The organism is Rhodoferax sp. RT4P68 (genome assembly GCF_056521305.1).
In genome coordinates, this window is record NZ_JBWMBB010000001.1 from 189,233 (window position 1) to 205,200 (window position 15,968).

Genomic DNA, 15,968 nt, shown 5'->3' on the forward strand with positions numbered 1-15,968 from the left:
CATGCCGACTTCTGACCTCGACGCGCTGCTGAGCGCCATGACGCTCACCGAACAGGTGGCCCTGCTGACCGGCGCCGACCTGTGGCGCACCGTGCCGGTGCCGCGCCTGGGCGTGCCGTCCATCCAGCTGACCGACGGCCCCAACGGCGCGCGCGGCAGCGTGTTCCAGGACGGGCCGACCACGGCCTGCTTTCCGGCCGGCATCGCGATGGCGGCCAGCTGGGACCCGGTGCTGCTGCAACAGGCCGGTGGGGCATTGGCCGACGAGGCCCGGCTCAAAGGCGCCAGCGTGCTGCTGGCGCCCACCGTCAACCTGCACCGGACGGTGCTGAACGGGCGCAACTTCGAATGCCATGCCGAAGACCCGTGGCTGGCCTCCGAGGTCGCGCTGGCCCTGGTGCGCGGCGTGCAGGCGCGCGGCGTGGCGGCCACCATCAAGCACTTTGCCGGCAACGAGAGCGAGTACCAGCGCACCAGCATCAGCTCGGACATCCCCGAGCGTGCGCTGCGCGAGCTGTACCTGCTGCCGTTCGAGCGCGCCGTGCGCGAGGGCGGGGTACAGGCCGTCATGACCGGCTACAACCGGCTGAACGGCGTGTTCGCCGCCGACCACCACTGGCTGCTGCAGCAGGTGCTGCGCGGCGAATGGGGCTTCGACGGCCTGGTCATGACCGATTGGGGCGCGCAGCACGACACCGTGCAGAGCGTGCTGGCCGGCTGCGATCTGGAGATGCCCGGCCCCACCCGCATGCGCGGCGCGCTGCTGGAGGCGGCCGTGCACGACGGCCGCGTGCCGGCAGACGCTGTGCGCGCCTGCGCCCGCCGCGTGCTGCAACTGATCGAACGCACCGGCGGCCTGCAGCGCGCGCCCACCGGCCCCGAGGGTGCAGACGACCTGCCGGCGCACCGGGCGCTGATCCGCCGGCTCGGCACCGCCGGCGCCGTGCTGCTGAAGAACGCGCCCGCGCTGCTGCCGCTGGCGCCACAGGCCGGCCAGACCATCGCGCTGATCGGCCGCCCGGCCACGCAGGCGCTGGCCATGGGGGGCGGCAGCGCCACCGTCAACGCCCACTACCGCAGCACGCCGGCCGAGGCCTTGGCGGCGCGCTTGCCGGGCGTGCACCTGGTCCACGCACCGGGCGCCGACTTCCACCGCTGGGTGCCGGTGCTGCCCGGGCCGGTGGCGCTGGACTATTTCAACAACGGCGATTGCAGCGGCGCGCCGGTCTGCAGCGAGCACTGGCCCAGCAGCGAGCGGCTGTGGATCGGCGGCCTGCCCGAGGGCGTGGACGCGCAGGGCTTCTCGGTGCGCGCGCAGCTGCGCTTCACGGCCAAGGACGATGGCGAGCACCAGATCTCGCTGATCGGCGCCGGCCGCTGCCGCGCCTTTGTCGACGGCGTGCAGGTGGTGGACGCCTGGACCGGCTGGCGCGCCGGCGAGCCCTACTTCGGCCATGGCTGTGAAGAGGTCGTGGCCGGGCACGCCTTGCTGGCCGGCCAGACGTACGCCATCACGGTCGAGTTCACCAGCATCCCGGGCACGTCCGTGCATGCGCTGCGCCTGGGCCTGGCCCGCGCGCTGGGCGAGGCCGACATCGCCGCTGCGGTGCAGGCCGCGGCCACGGCCGATGTGGCCGTGGTGTTCGCCGGCCTCGGCCCGGATTGGGACACCGAAGGCCTGGACCGGCCCAGCATGGCGCTGGCGCACGGGCAGAACGAATTGATCGCCCGCGTGGCGGCGGCCAACCCCCGCACCGTGGTGGTGCTGCAGACTGGCGCACCAGTGGAACTGCCCTGGCTCGACCAGGTGCCCGCCGTGCTGCAGGCCTGGTACCCGGGGCAGGAATGCGGCCACACCATCGCCGAGCTGCTGCTGGGCGAGGCCGAGCCCGGCGGCCGTCTGCCGCAGACCTGGCCCGCGCGGCTGGCGGACGGCGTGGCTGGCGGCGATGCGCGCCAGTACCCCGGCGTGGACGGCCACGTGCACTACGGCGAGGGCGTGTTCATCGGCTACCGCCACCACGAACGCCACGGCATCGCGCCGCGCTTCGCGTTCGGCCACGGGCTGTCGTACACGCAGTTCGCGCACGAGGGGCTGCGGCTCGACGCCCGCACGCTGGCGGCGGGTGGCACGCTTGCGCTGCATACCACCGTGCGCAACACCGGCGCGCGGCGCGGCTGCGAGGTGGTGCAGCTCTACGTGCAGCCGCCGCCCGGTCCGGTGCCGCGCCCGCCGCAGGAACTCAAGGCCTTTGCCAAACTGGAACTGGCCCCGGGCGAGGCGCGCAGCGTGACGCTGACGCTGGCCATGCGCGCGTTCGCCTCGTTCGACACCACGCGCCAGGCCTGGGTGGCGCCGGCCGGGCGTTACGGGCTGTGTGTGGGCTCTGCCAGCGACCGCATCCACCAGCGTGCCGAGGTAGAACTGTTGGCCGACTGGGTGGAGCCGCTGGCCCGCTGACACGGCGCACGTGCGCACGGTCGGCCCGGTATAGTCCAAAGCGCTTTGGCCTGTGCGGGCTGCAACCCTGCCGGCCTGCCCAAGTCAACCCATGGTGCCTGCCTGCGTCCGTCCTCCCATGCCGCCTTCCGCTCCCTCGCCGCCTGACCGCCTGCGCCTCAGCCGGGCGCGCCGCGCCGACCGCCTGCAATTCGCTTCGCTTGGCCTGGTCGGCGGCGCCTGGGGCGTGCACATCCCCTCGTTGAAGGCGCGCCACGCGCTCGACGAGGCCAGCCTGTCGCTGGTGCTGCTGACCATCGCCGCCGGCGCCATCGTGTCGCTGCTGATCGCGGGGCGGATCGTCGGCCGTGTCGGCGCGCGCCGCACCGCCATGCTGGCCGCCGCGGCCATGTGCGCCATGCTGGGCGCCGCGCTGCTGTGGCCCTCGCTGGTCTGGCTGCTGCCGGCCATGCTGGTGTTCGGCGCTGCGATGAGCTTGTTCGACGTTGCCATCAATGCCGAAGGCACGGCGCTGGAGGTCATGAGCCGGCGCGCCGTGATGGGTGGTCTGCACGGCATGTTCTCGCTGGGCGGCATGGCCGGCGCGGCACTGGCGGCCTTGCTGCTGCGCCTGGGCGTGGCGCCGGCCTTGCAGTTGGCCTGCATCGGCGCGGGTGTGCTGGCGCTGTCGCTCGCCGCCTCGCGCGGCATGCTGGACGCCCACCCCGATGCCGACGAGCCGCAGGCCCATTTCGTCTGGCCGCGCGGTCCGCTGCTGCTGATCGGGCTCTTGATCTTCGCCGGCATGATGGCCGAGGGCGTGATGTACGACTGGTGCGTGCTCTACCTCTCGCAGGAGCTGGGCATGCCGCAGGCGCAGGCCGGGCTGGGCTTTGCGGTGTTCTCACTGGCCATGGCGCTGGCGCGATTCGGTGGCGACACGCTGCGCGCCCGCTACGAAGAGCGCCGCCTGCTGCGTGCCGGCGCCCTGCTCGCCGCCGTCGCCATGGCGCTGGTGCTGCTGCTGCGCCACCCCGGCGTCGCGCTGGTGGGCTATCTGTTCGTGGGCATCGGGCTGGCACTGGTGGTGCCCATCCTGTTCACGGCCGCCACGCACGTGCCGGGCACCAGCCGCGCGGCCGCCATCGCGGCGGTGTCGTCGGTGGGCTATGCGGGCTTCCTGGTGGGGCCGCCGCTGATCGGCTTCGTGGCCCAGGCGTCGTCGCTCAGCTGGGCGATGGGATTGGTGGTGGTGGCCGCTGCGGTACTGGCGATGGGCGCGCGCCGTACCGGGTAAGTAACCCAGTTACCAACTCGGGTTAAGGGAATACCCTATGATTGAGGCATAGGGTTCACCCAAAACAGGAGTATTCATCATGAGTTCCATCACCTTGCACGGCGTTTCTTTGTACCTCAGTAACGGGCTGAACAGCGCCTTGCGCCCCAGCGGTTCGCTGCTGGCCAACCTGCGCAAGCCCTCGGCTTCACGCGAAAGCCTGCTTGACCTGGCCGAGCGTTACGCGCACACCCAGCCGTCCTTCGCCGAAGATCTGCGCGCCAGCGCCGGCGCGGCGGTCTGACGAAAACGGGCTGACCGCAAGCTGCGGGCAGCCCCTCGGTCGCCGGGGAGGCGACCCGGCGCGCCGGGCCCCACGGGCCTACTTCGCGCGCAACAGTTCCCCCACCTCCAGCAACACCAGCTCGTTGTCGTCGGCCTGGTTCGGCGCACGGCTGCTGCTGAAGGGCAGGTTGTTGTCGTTGCCCACCACGATGTGCGTGGCGTCGACGATCTCCACGTTCTCGATCGTGAAGAACGGGAAGGTCAGCACGCCATTGGTCAGCGGCTTGCGCGCCAGCTTGCGTGGGTCCTGGATGTTCATCAGGTCGATGGCGCCGATCTTGCGCACCGGTGCGCCCACGTTGGCCTCGTTCATCTCGATCTTGACGACGCGCTTGAACTTCGCGAGGTCGTGGAAGCAGTCCGTGCCGCGCTGGCCCGCAGGGCAGGCCATGTCCGCTGTGCCTTCGCCGTTGTCGCGCTCGATGATCAGGCCGGTCGTGGCATCGATCATGTTGAAGTCGCCGATGGCGTGGTGGCCGGCCTCCAGCGGGTACTTCCAGTGCCGGCCGGTCCATGCCTTGCGCTGGACGTCGAACTCCAGCACGCGCAGATAAGGCTTGCCGTCCACCATCTCGTTGGACTTGGTCGCGGCGTCCCACAGCGGGCCTTCCAGCAGGGCATACAGCTTGCTGCCGTCGGGCGAGACAGCCATGCCCTCGTAGCCCTTGGAGCGGCGCACCTCGAACGCCGGCAATGCGGCGTCCGGCGCGCCGGGCATCACGATGGCGGGGTGGTCGGGCGAGCGCACGGCCTTGCCGTCCACCAGTGTCTCGAACACGGCCAGCACCTTGCCGTCCAGGTCGGCCTGGATCAGCCAGGGGCCGAACTCGTCGGCCACCCAGAGCGAGCCGCCCGCAAACTGGAAGCTCTCGGGGTCGAAGTCCGAGCCCGTCAGGTAGCGCTTGTCGCTGCCCTCCTGCGTGATGCGAAACGGCACCTTGCGGTCCGGGTCGTGCAGGAACACGGTCTTCTTGCGCTCGAACTGCCCGGTCTTGAAATCCACCACGTACTGGCTCAGGTAGAGCATGAAGTCCGGCGAGTTGGCCTTGCTGCCGGCGCCGTTGTCGGTGAGCAGCCAGTAGCTGCCGTCGGGCATGCGCTTGATGCCGGAATGGCCCTGCGCCGGCTGTCCAGCAAAGGGCAGGCCGATGCCGGTCGGCCGCCCTGCCGACAGCCCCATCACGCTGCCGGCCGCGTCCACGCGCTTGGCCGTGGTGAACTTGCCCGCCATCCGCAGGTCGGCCGGTGCATCGGCCGGCGGCGCGATCAACGTGCGGGCCGGCAGCACGGCGTGGCCGGCCAGCGTTGCCGGGTAGATCTGCTGGCCCCAGGCGGTGGAAGACAGGCTGGCACAGGCCAGGGCGGCGCAGACAGCGCCAGATTTCAGTCGGAACATGCGGTGGGTGGGGGTGTGGAAGGACAAGCCCGCCAGCCTGACCGCGCTGCGTGACACCAGCATGAAAGCCAGCACTGCTTGCTGCGGGACCAGCAGCCCCCTGCAGTGACGCGCACTGCGGCGCACTCACCGCAGCGCCCATCAGCGTCCCGCAGATGCGCGCCGCCTGCGCCAGGCCAGGGCGCCCAGGCCCGCCGCCATCAGGGCCCAGGTCCCGGGCTCTGGCACGGAGGTGCCTGGCGGCAAGGCCGTCAGCGTGAGCACGGCGTTGTCCAGCCCCAGGAGCTGAATGCTGCCACCGGCGTTCACACCGTGGATGCCGAGCAGCGTGCTGCTGGAGCTGGCCAGGAAGTCGAAGCCGAAGGTCTGCCACTGCATGCCGGCTGCGGCCGGGTCGTAGGGGCCGATCACCTGGCTCACGAGATCGCCCAGGGCCACCGTGACCGCCACCGGCCCCGAGCAATCGAAGCCGGGGCAGGCCGGCGCATTCGCAGCACCCAGGTCGAACGCCAGGTGGTAGCGCGCGCCTACCTGCGTGGCCACACTCTGCCGCACTCCGGAAAAGCTGCTGTCGAAGCTGCCTGTCAGGTCCACGAACATCGCCCCTTCGGACGGTGACAAGCCGAACACCGGCGGCATCATCCACGACAGCGAGCTGGAACTGTTGTTGGCGGTCGAGTAGAACGACCAGCCGGTGATTGCATCGGCCGCCGCGTCCACGGTCATGAAGCCCTGGCCTGCGGGCACGTAGGTGTTGGCTGTGTTCTCAAAGCTGCCGTTGACGAGCAGGTTGGCTTGTGCCAGCCCTGCGGACAGGCCCAGGGACAGTGCCAGCAGGCTGCCCCGGCAGACGGATCGGTAGGTCGACATGGAGATTCCCTTGGTGGTGTAGTGGCCGGCGCTGGTTGCCCACGCAATCGCCCGGTCGAGCCATCGTAGGAAGGCGGTCGTGGCCGCGCCATACCGTGGACGCGGTCGCCTGTCCCGTGTTCGCGGTACGCGCTGCGCGACATGACGATTGGCCTTTGACAAAGTCCGTGGCAGGGCGTGTACTGACCGCAAAGGCGACATGTTCCGGAGCAGCCCATGACGACCAGCGTGATGATCGTGGAAGACGAGCCGGAGTTCATGCGCGTGTTGTTGGAGGCGGTGCTGTCCGATCCGCAACTGCGGCTGCTGGCGGCCGTGTCCACCGGCGCGTCCGCGCTGGCCCGGCTGCGCGAGAGCGCCCCGGATGTGCTGTTGGTCGACCTCGGGCTGCCCGACATGCACGGTGTCGAAGTGATCCGCCATGCCGCCGCCCATTGCGCCGGCTGCGACGTGCTGGTGGTGACCATGTTCGCCAACGACGCCCACATCCTGGAGAGCATTGCGGCAGGCGCCGTGGGCTACCTGCTCAAGGACGCCGGCAGCGCCCACATCGTCGCCAGCATCCACGAGGTGCATGCGGGCGGCTCGCCCATCAGCCCCAGCATCGCCAGGCGCGTGCTGGGCCGACTGCGCGCCGCGCCGGAATTGCCGGGGCAAGCGTGCGACCGTGCGCCCGATCTGTTGTCGGCACGCGAGACGCAGATCCTGCGCCTGACGGCCAAGGGCCTGAGCTTCGAGGCGGTCAGCGAGGTGCTGGGCATCTCACCGCACACCGTGGTCACGCATGTGAAGCGCATCTACCGCAAGTTGGCCGTGCACTCGCGCGGCGAGGCGGTGTTCGAGGCTAGCCAGCTGGGCCTGTTGTAGGCAGGCTCCCGTGCACTGCAACGCCATGGCCGCCGTACTGCGCGCCCTGTTGTGGGGCGCCCTGGTGCTTGCGGCCTTCAGCGTGCAGGCGGCGCCGCCCGGGCTGGCACCTTCTGCGGTGAGTGCGCGCATCACGTCGGTGGACGGCGCCGCGCAGGCCGAGGCCTGGCACGCGGTGCAGGGCATGGATGCACCAGCCTGGGCCACGCTGCACCGGCAACTGCGCGCCGAGATGGGCCGCCATGCCGGCGCGCGCCAGATGGTGCTGTTCTACCGCATCACCTTCGAGCGGGAGGCGGCCGCGGGCGGCGAAGAGTCCTGGGTGTTGTACCTGCCGCACCTGTACAGCGCCAGCCGCTTCACGTTCAACGGCACGCCGGTGGCCACCATGGCCCGCGCCAACGCCCGCACCCACGTGCGCTGGCTGCGTCCGGGGTTGATGACGATGCCGGACGCGCTGTGGCAACCCGGCCGCAACGAACTGCTGCTGGAGGTCGAACGCGACCCCGCCGACGGGCCTGGCGAACTGCAGGGCCTGGCGGTCGGCCCCTTGAGCGTGCTGTCGCCGGTGTACGAGCGCAGATTGGTCTGGGCGCGCACCATGCCGCAGATCACCATCGTGGTCTGCCTCGTGGTCGGCGTCATCGTCACCGCCATGTGGGCGCTGCGGCGCAGCGAGGTGTTGTACGGCCTGTTCGGCATGGCGGCCATCCTGTGGAGCGTGCGCACCGGCGTGTTCGTGATCGAGGTGTTGCCCGTGGACGTGTGGCGCTGGTGGCGCGTCATCTACTTCGCGGCCACGGGCGGCTTCATCGTGCTGCTGGCCCTGTTCTCGCTGCGGCTGTGCGGCATGCGCAAGCCGGTGCTCGAACGTGTCTTTGTCGCCTATGCGCTGCTGGGCCCGGCCTTGCTCGTTGCCACGCTCGGCGGGCTGGACAAGCAGATCAGCCTGGTGTGGGTCGCCGGTTTGATGCCCATCGGGCTGTCCATCGTCGGCTTCACCGGGTTGGCCGCCTGGCGCCAGCGTGGTGGTGCGGCCGGGGCCTTGTTCATCGCCCTGCTGCTGGCCACGCTGGCGGGCGTGCACGACTACCTGGTCGACTGGCACAGCGCCTATGCCTTGCCGGACGCGGTGCGCGACTGGCTGGCCCGGGGCGTCTTCCTGATGCACCACGGCGCCAATCTGTTGCTGCTGGTGATGGGCGTCATCCTGGCGCTGCGCCACATCGAGGTGCTGGACACCGTGGCCGAGTTGAACCGCGACCTGGAGATGCGCGTGGCCCGGCGCGAGGAAGAGCTGCGCCTGCGCCATGCCCAGGTGGCCGCGCTGGAGCGCGAGCAGGTGGTCGCCGAAGAGCGCCAGCGCATCATGCGCGACCTGCACGATGGCCTGGGCTCGCGCATGTTCACCACCTTGCTGCGGGTGCAGCGCGGCGCCCTGGACATGCCGCAGGTGGCGCGCATGCTGCGCGACTGCATTGCCGACATGCGGCTGATCTTCGACGTCGTCGCCCCGGACCAGCCCGCGCTGGCCGACGCACTCGGTGGGCTGCGGTTTCGGTGGGAGCCGCTGCTGAGCGAAGCGCAGGTGGCCTCCGAATGGCAGTTCCATGGGCTGGACGAAGCCGCCAGCCTGTCGCCCCTGACCACGCTGCAGTTGCTGCGGGTTCTGCAGGAGTCGCTGGCCAACGCCTTGCGCCATGCGGCCGCCAGCCGCGTCACGGTGCGGGCGTGTGTCTTGGGGCAAGAGCTGCAACTGAGTGTGCAGGACGATGGCGTCGGCTTCAGCCTCACGCCAGAGGGCAACGGCCGCGGTCTGGCCAACATGCGCAGCCGGGCCCAGCGCGTGGGCGCCACGCTGGAGCTGGTGTCACGGCCGGGCTACAGCTGCGTGGCGCTGCGCATGCCGTTGCCTGGCGCGCACCTGCAACTGCAGGCGCCCGGCTGACGCTTACTGGTTCAGCAACAGCCCACCCTCGCGCGTCGCGGCGCCGGACTGCAGCAGGTCATCCACCAGACCAGCGGCCCACTGCGCCAGCTCGCCACGGTCGGCGAAATGCGTGGCGTGCAGCGTGCGGAAATACGGCGTGGCCGTGGCCCAGGCCAGCAGGTCGGCCTGATGGATGCGCTGCAGCTCCAGCAGCTTGAATTTGAGCAGCACCTTGGCCGCGTAGTGCGCGTGCTTCAAGGGCGCGCGCGCGAAGCTGTCGAGCCGGCGGCGCGCGCGTTCCAGCGCCGGGCCCACGTCGTCGAAGGCGCTGCCGTGGCCGGGAATGACCACCGTCGGCGCCAGCCGCTCGATCACGTCCAGTGTCGCGCCCACGTCGTCGAACGCCGCCTCGCCTTCCAGTTCCGGAAACACCACGCCGAAGCCGTTGTGCCACAGCGCATCGGCCGAGACCAGCGTGCGCGTGGCCGGTTCGAACAGCACGACGGCATGCGGGTCGTGGCCCGGCGCCGCGTGCACCTGCCACTGCGCTGCCCCCAGCGCCAGCGTGCTGCCGGGCGCCAGCAGGGCGTCGAAGGCGAAGCGTGGGCACTGCTGGCCGGTGGGCGCGTAGCTCAATGCGTCCGCATTCCAATCAAGCACGGCAGCGGCCTGCCCGGGGGGGATGGCCGTGCGCACGCCCGGGTAGCGCTGCTGCAGCGCCGCGTTGCCGCCGCAGTGGTCACTGTGCAGGTGGGTGTTCAGCAGCAGGTCCAGCGGCTGGTCCTGCAGCGCGTGCGCCACCAGCGCCAGCGTCTGCGCGGCGTGCGTACAGTAGCCGCTGTCGATCAGCGCGGTGGGGCCACGGCCCTGCGGGTCGCAGAGCAGCAGATTGTTGGACGAAAGCCAGCCGCGTTCGAACAGCGTGGCGCCAGCGGGAAGAGTCGGCATGGGCATGGTGCGGCGAAGGAGACCGGGCGACTGTAGACAAGCGGGGCCGCGCCCGCGTGGCGGCTGGCTAAAATCCCGCGTTTCCCCCGACTCTGCGGAGCAAAGCGCACCCATGGCGAACACTGACACGATGGCCTCTTCCACCCCCAATGACCAGGCCATCGACACGGCGGTTGCGCCTGCCGTGCCGGACGCGCCCGTAGCGACCCGCATGGCCAACGCCATCCGCGCGCTGGCCATGGACGCCGTGCAACAGGCCAATTCCGGCCACCCCGGCGCGCCCATGGGCATGGCCGACATGGCCGTTGCGCTGTGGGGCGAGCACCTCAAGCACAACCCGGGCAACCCCGGCTGGTTCGACCGCGACCGCTTCGTGCTGTCCAACGGCCATGCGTCGATGGCGCTGTACGCGCTGCTGCACCTGACGGGCTACGACCTGCCGATCGGTGAGCTCAAGAACTTCCGCCAGCTGCATAGCAAGACCGCCGGCCATCCCGAGCACGCCATCACGCCCGGCGTGGAGACCACCACCGGCCCGCTGGGCCAGGGCATCACCAATGCCGTCGGCATGGCGCTGGCCGAGAAGCTGCTGGCCGCCGAGTTCAACCGCGCCAACTTTCCCATCGTCGACCACCGCACCTACGTGTTCCTGGGCGACGGCTGCCTGATGGAGGGCATCAGCCACGAGGCCGTGGCCCTGGCCGGCGCCTGGAAGCTGGACAAGCTGATCGCGCTGTACGACGACAACGGCATCTCCATCGACGGCAAGGTCACGCCCTGGTTCGTCGACAACACCGCGCTGCGTTTCGTCTCCTGCGGCTGGCAGGTGCTGGGCCCGGTCGACGGCCACGATGCCGCTGCCGTGTCGGCTGCGCTGGCCGAGGCCAAGGCCTCGAGCGGCAAGCCCACGCTGATCATCTGCAAGACCGCGATCGGCCAGGGCTCGCCCAACCGCGCCGGCACCGCCAAGGCGCACGGCGAGCCGCTGGGTGCTGAAGAAATCAAGCTCACGCGCGAAGCCATCGGCTGGGAATACGCCCCGTTCGAGATCCCGGCCGACCTCTACGCCGCCTGGGACGCCAAGGCCAAGGGCCTGGCGGCCGAGGCCGAGTGGGACGTGCTGTTCGCCGGCTATCAGGCCGCACACCCCGGGCTGGCTGCGGAGTTCACGCGCCGCATGCGCGGCGAGCTGCCCGCCAATTTCGGCGAGATCGCGGCCCGCATCGCGTCCGATGCGCACGACCAGGCCGCCACCGTGGCCAGCCGCAAGGCGAGCCAGCTGGCGCTTGAAGGCCTGACAGCGGCGCTGCCCGAGCTGCTGGGCGGCTCGGCCGACCTGACCGGCTCCAACCTCACCAACACCAGCCACACGCCCGCGTTCCGTGTCGACCCGCAGACCGGCGCCGTGGTGCTGGGGGCTGCGCCCGACCGCAAGGCCGGCGCCGAAGACGAGAAGAGCGCCCCGGTGGAAGAGGCGCCGCACGGCGTGATTGGCCGCCACATCAACTACGGCGTGCGCGAATTCGGTATGGCCGCCGTGATGAACGGCATCGTGCTGCACGGCGGCTACATCCCTTACGGCGGCACCTTCCTCACGTTCAGCGACTACAGCCGCAACGCCATCCGCATGGCCGCGCTGATGAAGCAGCGCGTCATCCACGTCTTCACGCACGACTCCATCGGCCTCGGGGAAGACGGCCCGACGCACCAATCCATCGAGCATGCAGCCAGCCTGCGTTTGATCCCGAACCTGGACGTTTGGCGCCCCGGCGATACGGCCGAGACGGCGATCGCCTGGGCCGTGGCCCTGGCCCAGAAGCAACGCCCGACCGCGCTGCTCCTGTCGCGCCAGAACATCGCCTACGCGCCCAAGAGCGAAGCGGCGCTGGACGACATCGCCAACGGCGCCTACGTGCTCAGCGAGCCTGCCGACGTGGGTCTGAAGAAGAAGGCCGTGGCCGTGATCATCGCCACGGGCTCCGAAGTGCAGCTGGCGATGGCGGCGCAGAAGCTGCTGGCCGAGCGCAAGATTCCCGTGCGTGTGGTCTCCATGCCCAGCACCACCACCTTCGACCGCCAGAGCCTGGCTTACAAGAAGGCCGTGCTGCCTGCCAAGCTGCCGCGCATCGCCGTCGAAATGGGCGCCACCGACGGCTGGTGGAAGTACGGCTGCGCAGCCGTCGTCGGCATCGACACCTTTGGTGAATCGGCGCCCGCGCCGGTTCTGTTCAAGCACTTCGGCTTCACGCCCGAGAACGTCGCAGCCACGGTCCGCAAGGTCCTGGCGAAGTAACTTTTCATTCCCAGGAGCAACGCAATGACGATCAAGATTGGCATCAATGGTTTCGGCCGCATCGGCCGCATGGTTCTGCGCGCAGCCGTGCAGAACTTCGACGACGTGGAGATCGTCGGCATCAACGACCTGCTGGAGCCGGACTACCTGGCCTACATGCTGCAGTACGACTCGGTGCACGGCCGCTTCAAGGGCGAAGTGTCGGTCGATGGCAACACGCTCATCGTCAATGGCAAGAAGATCCGTCTGACGCAAGAGCGCGATCCCGCCAACCTGAAGTGGGGCGACGTCGGCGCCGACATCGTGGTCGAGGCCACCGGCCTGTTCCTGACCAAGGAAACCGCGCAGAAGCACATCGATGCCGGCGCCAAGAAGGTTGTCCTGTCCGCACCATCGAAGGACGACACGCCCATGTTCGTCTTCGGCGTGAACGACAAGACGTACAAGGGCGAGGCCATCATCTCCAACGCTTCGTGCACCACCAACTGCCTGGCCCCGCTGGCCAAGGTGCTGAACGACAAGTGGGGCATCAAGCGCGGCCTGATGACCACTGTGCACGCGGCCACCGCCACGCAGAAGACCGTGGACGGCCCGAGCAACAAGGACTGGCGTGGCGGTCGCGGCATCCTGGAAAACATCATCCCGAGCAGCACCGGCGCCGCCAAGGCCGTGGGCGTGGTGATCCCCGAGCTGAACAAGAAGCTGACCGGCATGTCGTTCCGCGTGCCGACCTCTGACGTGTCGGTGGTCGACCTGACGGTCGAGCTGCTCAAGGAAGCCAGCTACAAGGAAATCTGCGCCGAGTTCAAGGCCCAGTCCGAGGGCGCGCTGAAGGGCGTGCTGGGCTACACCGAGGACAAGGTCGTCGCGACCGACTTCCGTGGCGACCCGCGCACCTCGATCTTCGATGCCGAAGCCGGCATTGCGCTGGACAGCACCTTCGTCAAACTGGTGAGCTGGTACGACAACGAGTGGGGCTATTCGAACAAGGTGATCGAAATGGTCCGCGTGATCGCCAAGTAAACCTGAGTCAGCGGGCGGGTCGTTCGACCCGCCTCCAGGGCGCGCTACGATGTGCGCCCCCCTTTTCGCCCGAGATTTCCCGCCATGTCGCAACCCGTATCTGACGCCGAAGCCGCTGCCGCCCTGGAGCAGGCCATCGAGAGGGCCAAGGAAGTGGCGGCCGACATCCGCCAGGCCGCCGACGATCTGGCCGTGGCCAACACCGTGTTCGAAGCCCACCTGGCCGAGCAAGCGCTGCACCCCGAGGTGGACCAGGCGCTGGAACATACCGACAGCGTCGAACGAAAGCTGGCCAAGTCGGCCGAAGTGCTGGACGAGGTCAACGCCACGCTGGACGGCGTGGCGCCGCCGCAGGCCAAGTCCTGAGACGGGGGTGCCGCCCGCTGCCACAGTGGGCAGCGGCGGCAGCAATCAGGCCATCTTGCCCGACAGATCCCACATCGCATCGACCAGCGCGTCGATGTCGTTCGCGTCGTGCCACACGTGGGTGGAGACGCGCATCGCATAGTGCTGGGCCGTCGAGCCAATCACCTCGAAGCCGGAGTTGCGGATGATCAGGCCCTGCGGGTACTCGTTCAGCAGGCGCGTCACGAACTGCCCGGACTTGGCCGCATCCATCACGTCCGCCTTGTTGCGGAACGGGTTCCACGAGGTCAGCGCGCACACCAGCTTGGGATCGTCCTTGGGTGAGTACAGCGAGTCGATGCCCCAGCGCTCGACGATCTTTTCCTTCAGGTACGCCGACAGCGTCAGGTCGTAGGTCTCGATCTTCTTGCGGCCGATCGTGTCCCACAGCTGGCAGGCGTTGACCAGCGCCTGGAACAGCGGCGTGTGCACGCTGCCGCAGGCCGTCACGCTGGCGGCGATGTCGAAGGTCTCGGTGGCGGTGGTCGTGCGTTCGCGCGTCGAATAGCTGCTGGTGTGGATCGGATACCACTTGGGCAGCGGCAGCGGGTTCGATGCGCGGATCTTGTTGCGCATGATCAGGATGCCGGTGGAGCCGGGGCCGCACTGCCACTTGTGGCCTGCGCCAGACATGAAGTCCATGCCCAGAGCGCCGTAGTTGTAGTCCATCATGCCGGGCAGGTGCGCGCCGTCCACGATGCTGATCAGCTCGTGCTGCTTGACCACTTCCATCAACTCGGCGATCGGCAGCATCGTGCCGGTCTTGTAGGTCGGTGAGGACCACATCACGGCGCGTACGCGCTTGCCCTGGGCCTTGAGCGCGCGGATGCGCTCGTCAAACAGGTTCTGATAGGTGGCAGCTGTCTGGTTGTTGCCCACCGGCATCGCGATGTAGGAGATCTCGATGCCGTAGCGGTCTCTGGCGATGTTCAGCGGCGTGAGACCGCCGCCGTGCTCGTGGTTGGTCGTGACCACCACGTCGCCAGCCTGCCAGGGAATGCCCAGGATTGCATGGCACATGCCCGAGGAGGTGTTGGCCGAGAACGCCAGCTCGTCGGCATCGACACCGAAGCCGGGGGCAGCCAGGCGGCGCAGGTCCAGCAGGTTGCTGTAGCCGTTGCCCGATTCGGCGGCCTTCTTGCGGTTCTCGGCGTCGAACAGGTCCAGCGTGGCCTTGGGCATGGAGCCGGCCGTGCCGATGTTCATGAAGGTCTTGGCGGGGTTCAGCGTGAACATTTGCTGCACGCTGGTCCAGAAGGCCTCGTCGGCGACCAGTTGCGCACGCAGGGTTTCGGCCTGCGTCGCCGAGTTGCTGCTGCCGCAGGCCATCAGGATCGGGCCGAGCGTGGCGGCGCCGGCGCCGTAGCCCAGCATGCGCAGGAAGTCGCGGCGCTTGTTCGTCCAGCGCGACGTGTCCATGGGCATGTCGCTGGGCGACTCCAGTGAGACCGGGGCGCGGGATGTCGTCTGCTCGTTCATGGTGAGGGTTTCCTTGGGTGGGGGCGGTGGCTCAACGGCGGCCGACGATGGCGCCGATCTCGACCTTCACGTCGCGCGGCAGGCGCGCGACCTCGACGGTGGCGCGCGCCGGTGCGCCGCTCGTGAAGTGCTCGCCGTAGACCTTGTTCATGGCGGCGAACTCGTTCAGGTCCTTCAGGTAGACCGTGGTGGACAGCACGTCCGAGTAGTCCAGTCCCTGCGACTTGAGCATGACGCCGATGTAGCCCAGCACCGTGCGCGTCTGCTCTTCGATGGTGGTGCCGACGACGGCATTGCCGGCGGTGTTGAGCGGGATCACGCCCGAGAAATACAGCGTGTTGCCGTGCGAGATCATTTGCGAATACGGGCCGATGGCCGGTGGCACGCCGGTGGTGGAGAGCACCTCGCGCTTCATCGGCATGGCGCAGGCCGTCAGGGCCAGGGCTGCCACGCAGCTCGCGGTAATGCCAATGCGGCGCAGGGTGGTGGGGTAGTGACGCATGCTGCTTTCCTTTTCTATGGGCCAAGAAACCGGTCATCGGTGGCGCCTGCACAGGCCTTCAGAGAAGACCGTTCATGTTGCGAACCGAGTAGATGACGCGGTGAATTCTAGGAACGGCTTTTCACGCAACTGACATCTCTTTTCCCCTACGTGGTAGTACGCAAACCGCTTGCGCTAGGGGAAAAAGTGGATGT

At 69.0% G+C, this 15,968-nt stretch carries 13 protein-coding genes; 8 read left to right on the forward strand and 5 right to left on the reverse strand.

What is annotated here, in order from left to right:
* Position 1 precedes the first annotated feature (1 nt).
* The 3 genes from AC099J_RS00820 to AC099J_RS00830 all read left to right on the forward strand — a co-directional run bounded on the left by AC099J_RS00820 (position 2) and on the right by AC099J_RS00830 (position 4,020).
* The gene (locus AC099J_RS00820; protein WP_479613295.1) at positions 2–2,461 is read left to right on the forward strand and encodes a glycoside hydrolase family 3 C-terminal domain-containing protein; all 2,460 of its coding nucleotides are present in this window, start codon (positions 2–4) and stop codon (positions 2,459–2,461) included.
* Between the two features lie 118 nt (positions 2,462–2,579).
* Complete coding sequence (locus AC099J_RS00825; RefSeq protein ID WP_479613296.1) at positions 2,580–3,737, forward strand: MFS transporter; 1,158 nt, start codon at positions 2,580–2,582, stop codon at positions 3,735–3,737.
* Between the two features lie 79 nt (positions 3,738–3,816).
* Positions 3,817–4,020 carry a hypothetical protein gene (locus tag AC099J_RS00830; protein WP_479613297.1) on the forward strand — a complete coding sequence of 68 codons (204 nt, stop codon included), beginning with the start codon at positions 3,817–3,819 and terminating at the stop codon, positions 4,018–4,020.
* Between the two features lie 78 nt (positions 4,021–4,098).
* On the opposite strand, the gene AC099J_RS00835 is transcribed toward AC099J_RS00830, so the two are convergent.
* On the reverse strand, positions 4,099–5,457 hold the full coding sequence (locus AC099J_RS00835) for an esterase-like activity of phytase family protein (RefSeq protein ID WP_479613298.1): 1,359 nt from the start codon (positions 5,455–5,457) through the stop codon (positions 4,099–4,101).
* Positions 5,458–5,598: 141 nt separating this feature from the next.
* Positions 5,599–6,327: a PEP-CTERM sorting domain-containing protein gene (locus AC099J_RS00840; RefSeq protein WP_479613299.1), complete on the reverse strand. Its 729-nt coding sequence runs from the start codon at positions 6,325–6,327 to the stop codon at positions 5,599–5,601.
* Positions 6,328–6,543: 216 nt separating this feature from the next.
* On the opposite strand from AC099J_RS00840, the gene AC099J_RS00845 reads away from it, so the two are divergent.
* Both AC099J_RS00845 and AC099J_RS00850 read left to right on the forward strand, forming a co-directional pair.
* The gene (locus AC099J_RS00845) at positions 6,544–7,194 is read left to right on the forward strand and encodes a response regulator (RefSeq protein WP_479613300.1); all 651 of its coding nucleotides are present in this window, start codon (positions 6,544–6,546) and stop codon (positions 7,192–7,194) included.
* Between the two features lie 25 nt (positions 7,195–7,219).
* Complete coding sequence (locus tag AC099J_RS00850; protein WP_479613301.1) at positions 7,220–9,142, forward strand: sensor histidine kinase; 1,923 nt, start codon at positions 7,220–7,222, stop codon at positions 9,140–9,142.
* A gap of 3 nt (positions 9,143–9,145) precedes the next feature.
* Here AC099J_RS00850 and AC099J_RS00855 read toward each other — a convergent pair whose 3' ends face one another.
* Positions 9,146–10,078 carry an MBL fold metallo-hydrolase gene (locus tag AC099J_RS00855; RefSeq protein ID WP_479613302.1) on the reverse strand — a complete coding sequence of 311 codons (933 nt, stop codon included), beginning with the start codon at positions 10,076–10,078 and terminating at the stop codon, positions 9,146–9,148.
* A 205-nt stretch (positions 10,079–10,283) separates the two neighbouring features.
* Between AC099J_RS00855 and AC099J_RS00860 the strand changes: the two genes are divergently transcribed.
* The 3 genes from AC099J_RS00860 (at position 10,284) to AC099J_RS00870 (ending at position 13,754) form a co-directional block, all read left to right on the forward strand.
* Positions 10,284–12,365 (forward strand): transketolase family protein, encoded by a 2,082-nt coding sequence (locus tag AC099J_RS00860; RefSeq protein WP_479613812.1) that lies wholly within the window; start codon positions 10,284–10,286, stop codon positions 12,363–12,365.
* A 24-nt stretch (positions 12,366–12,389) separates the two neighbouring features.
* A complete protein-coding gene (gap, locus tag AC099J_RS00865; RefSeq protein WP_479613303.1) occupies positions 12,390–13,388 on the forward strand; it encodes a type I glyceraldehyde-3-phosphate dehydrogenase in 999 nt (332 codons plus the stop codon).
* 84 nt (positions 13,389–13,472) lie between these two features.
* A complete protein-coding gene (locus AC099J_RS00870) occupies positions 13,473–13,754 on the forward strand; it encodes a hypothetical protein (RefSeq protein ID WP_479613304.1) in 282 nt (93 codons plus the stop codon).
* A 45-nt stretch (positions 13,755–13,799) separates the two neighbouring features.
* Here the strand turns inward: AC099J_RS00870 and AC099J_RS00875 are convergent, their stop codons facing one another.
* Together AC099J_RS00875 and AC099J_RS00880 are read right to left on the reverse strand one after the other, a co-directional pair.
* Positions 13,800–15,218, reverse strand: coding sequence for an aminotransferase class V-fold PLP-dependent enzyme (locus AC099J_RS00875; protein ID WP_479613813.1), 1,419 nt, complete (start codon positions 15,216–15,218; stop codon positions 13,800–13,802).
* Between the two features lie 85 nt (positions 15,219–15,303).
* A complete protein-coding gene (locus AC099J_RS00880; protein WP_479613305.1) occupies positions 15,304–15,774 on the reverse strand; it encodes a Rid family detoxifying hydrolase in 471 nt (156 codons plus the stop codon).
* Positions 15,775–15,968: the final 194 nt, after the last annotated feature.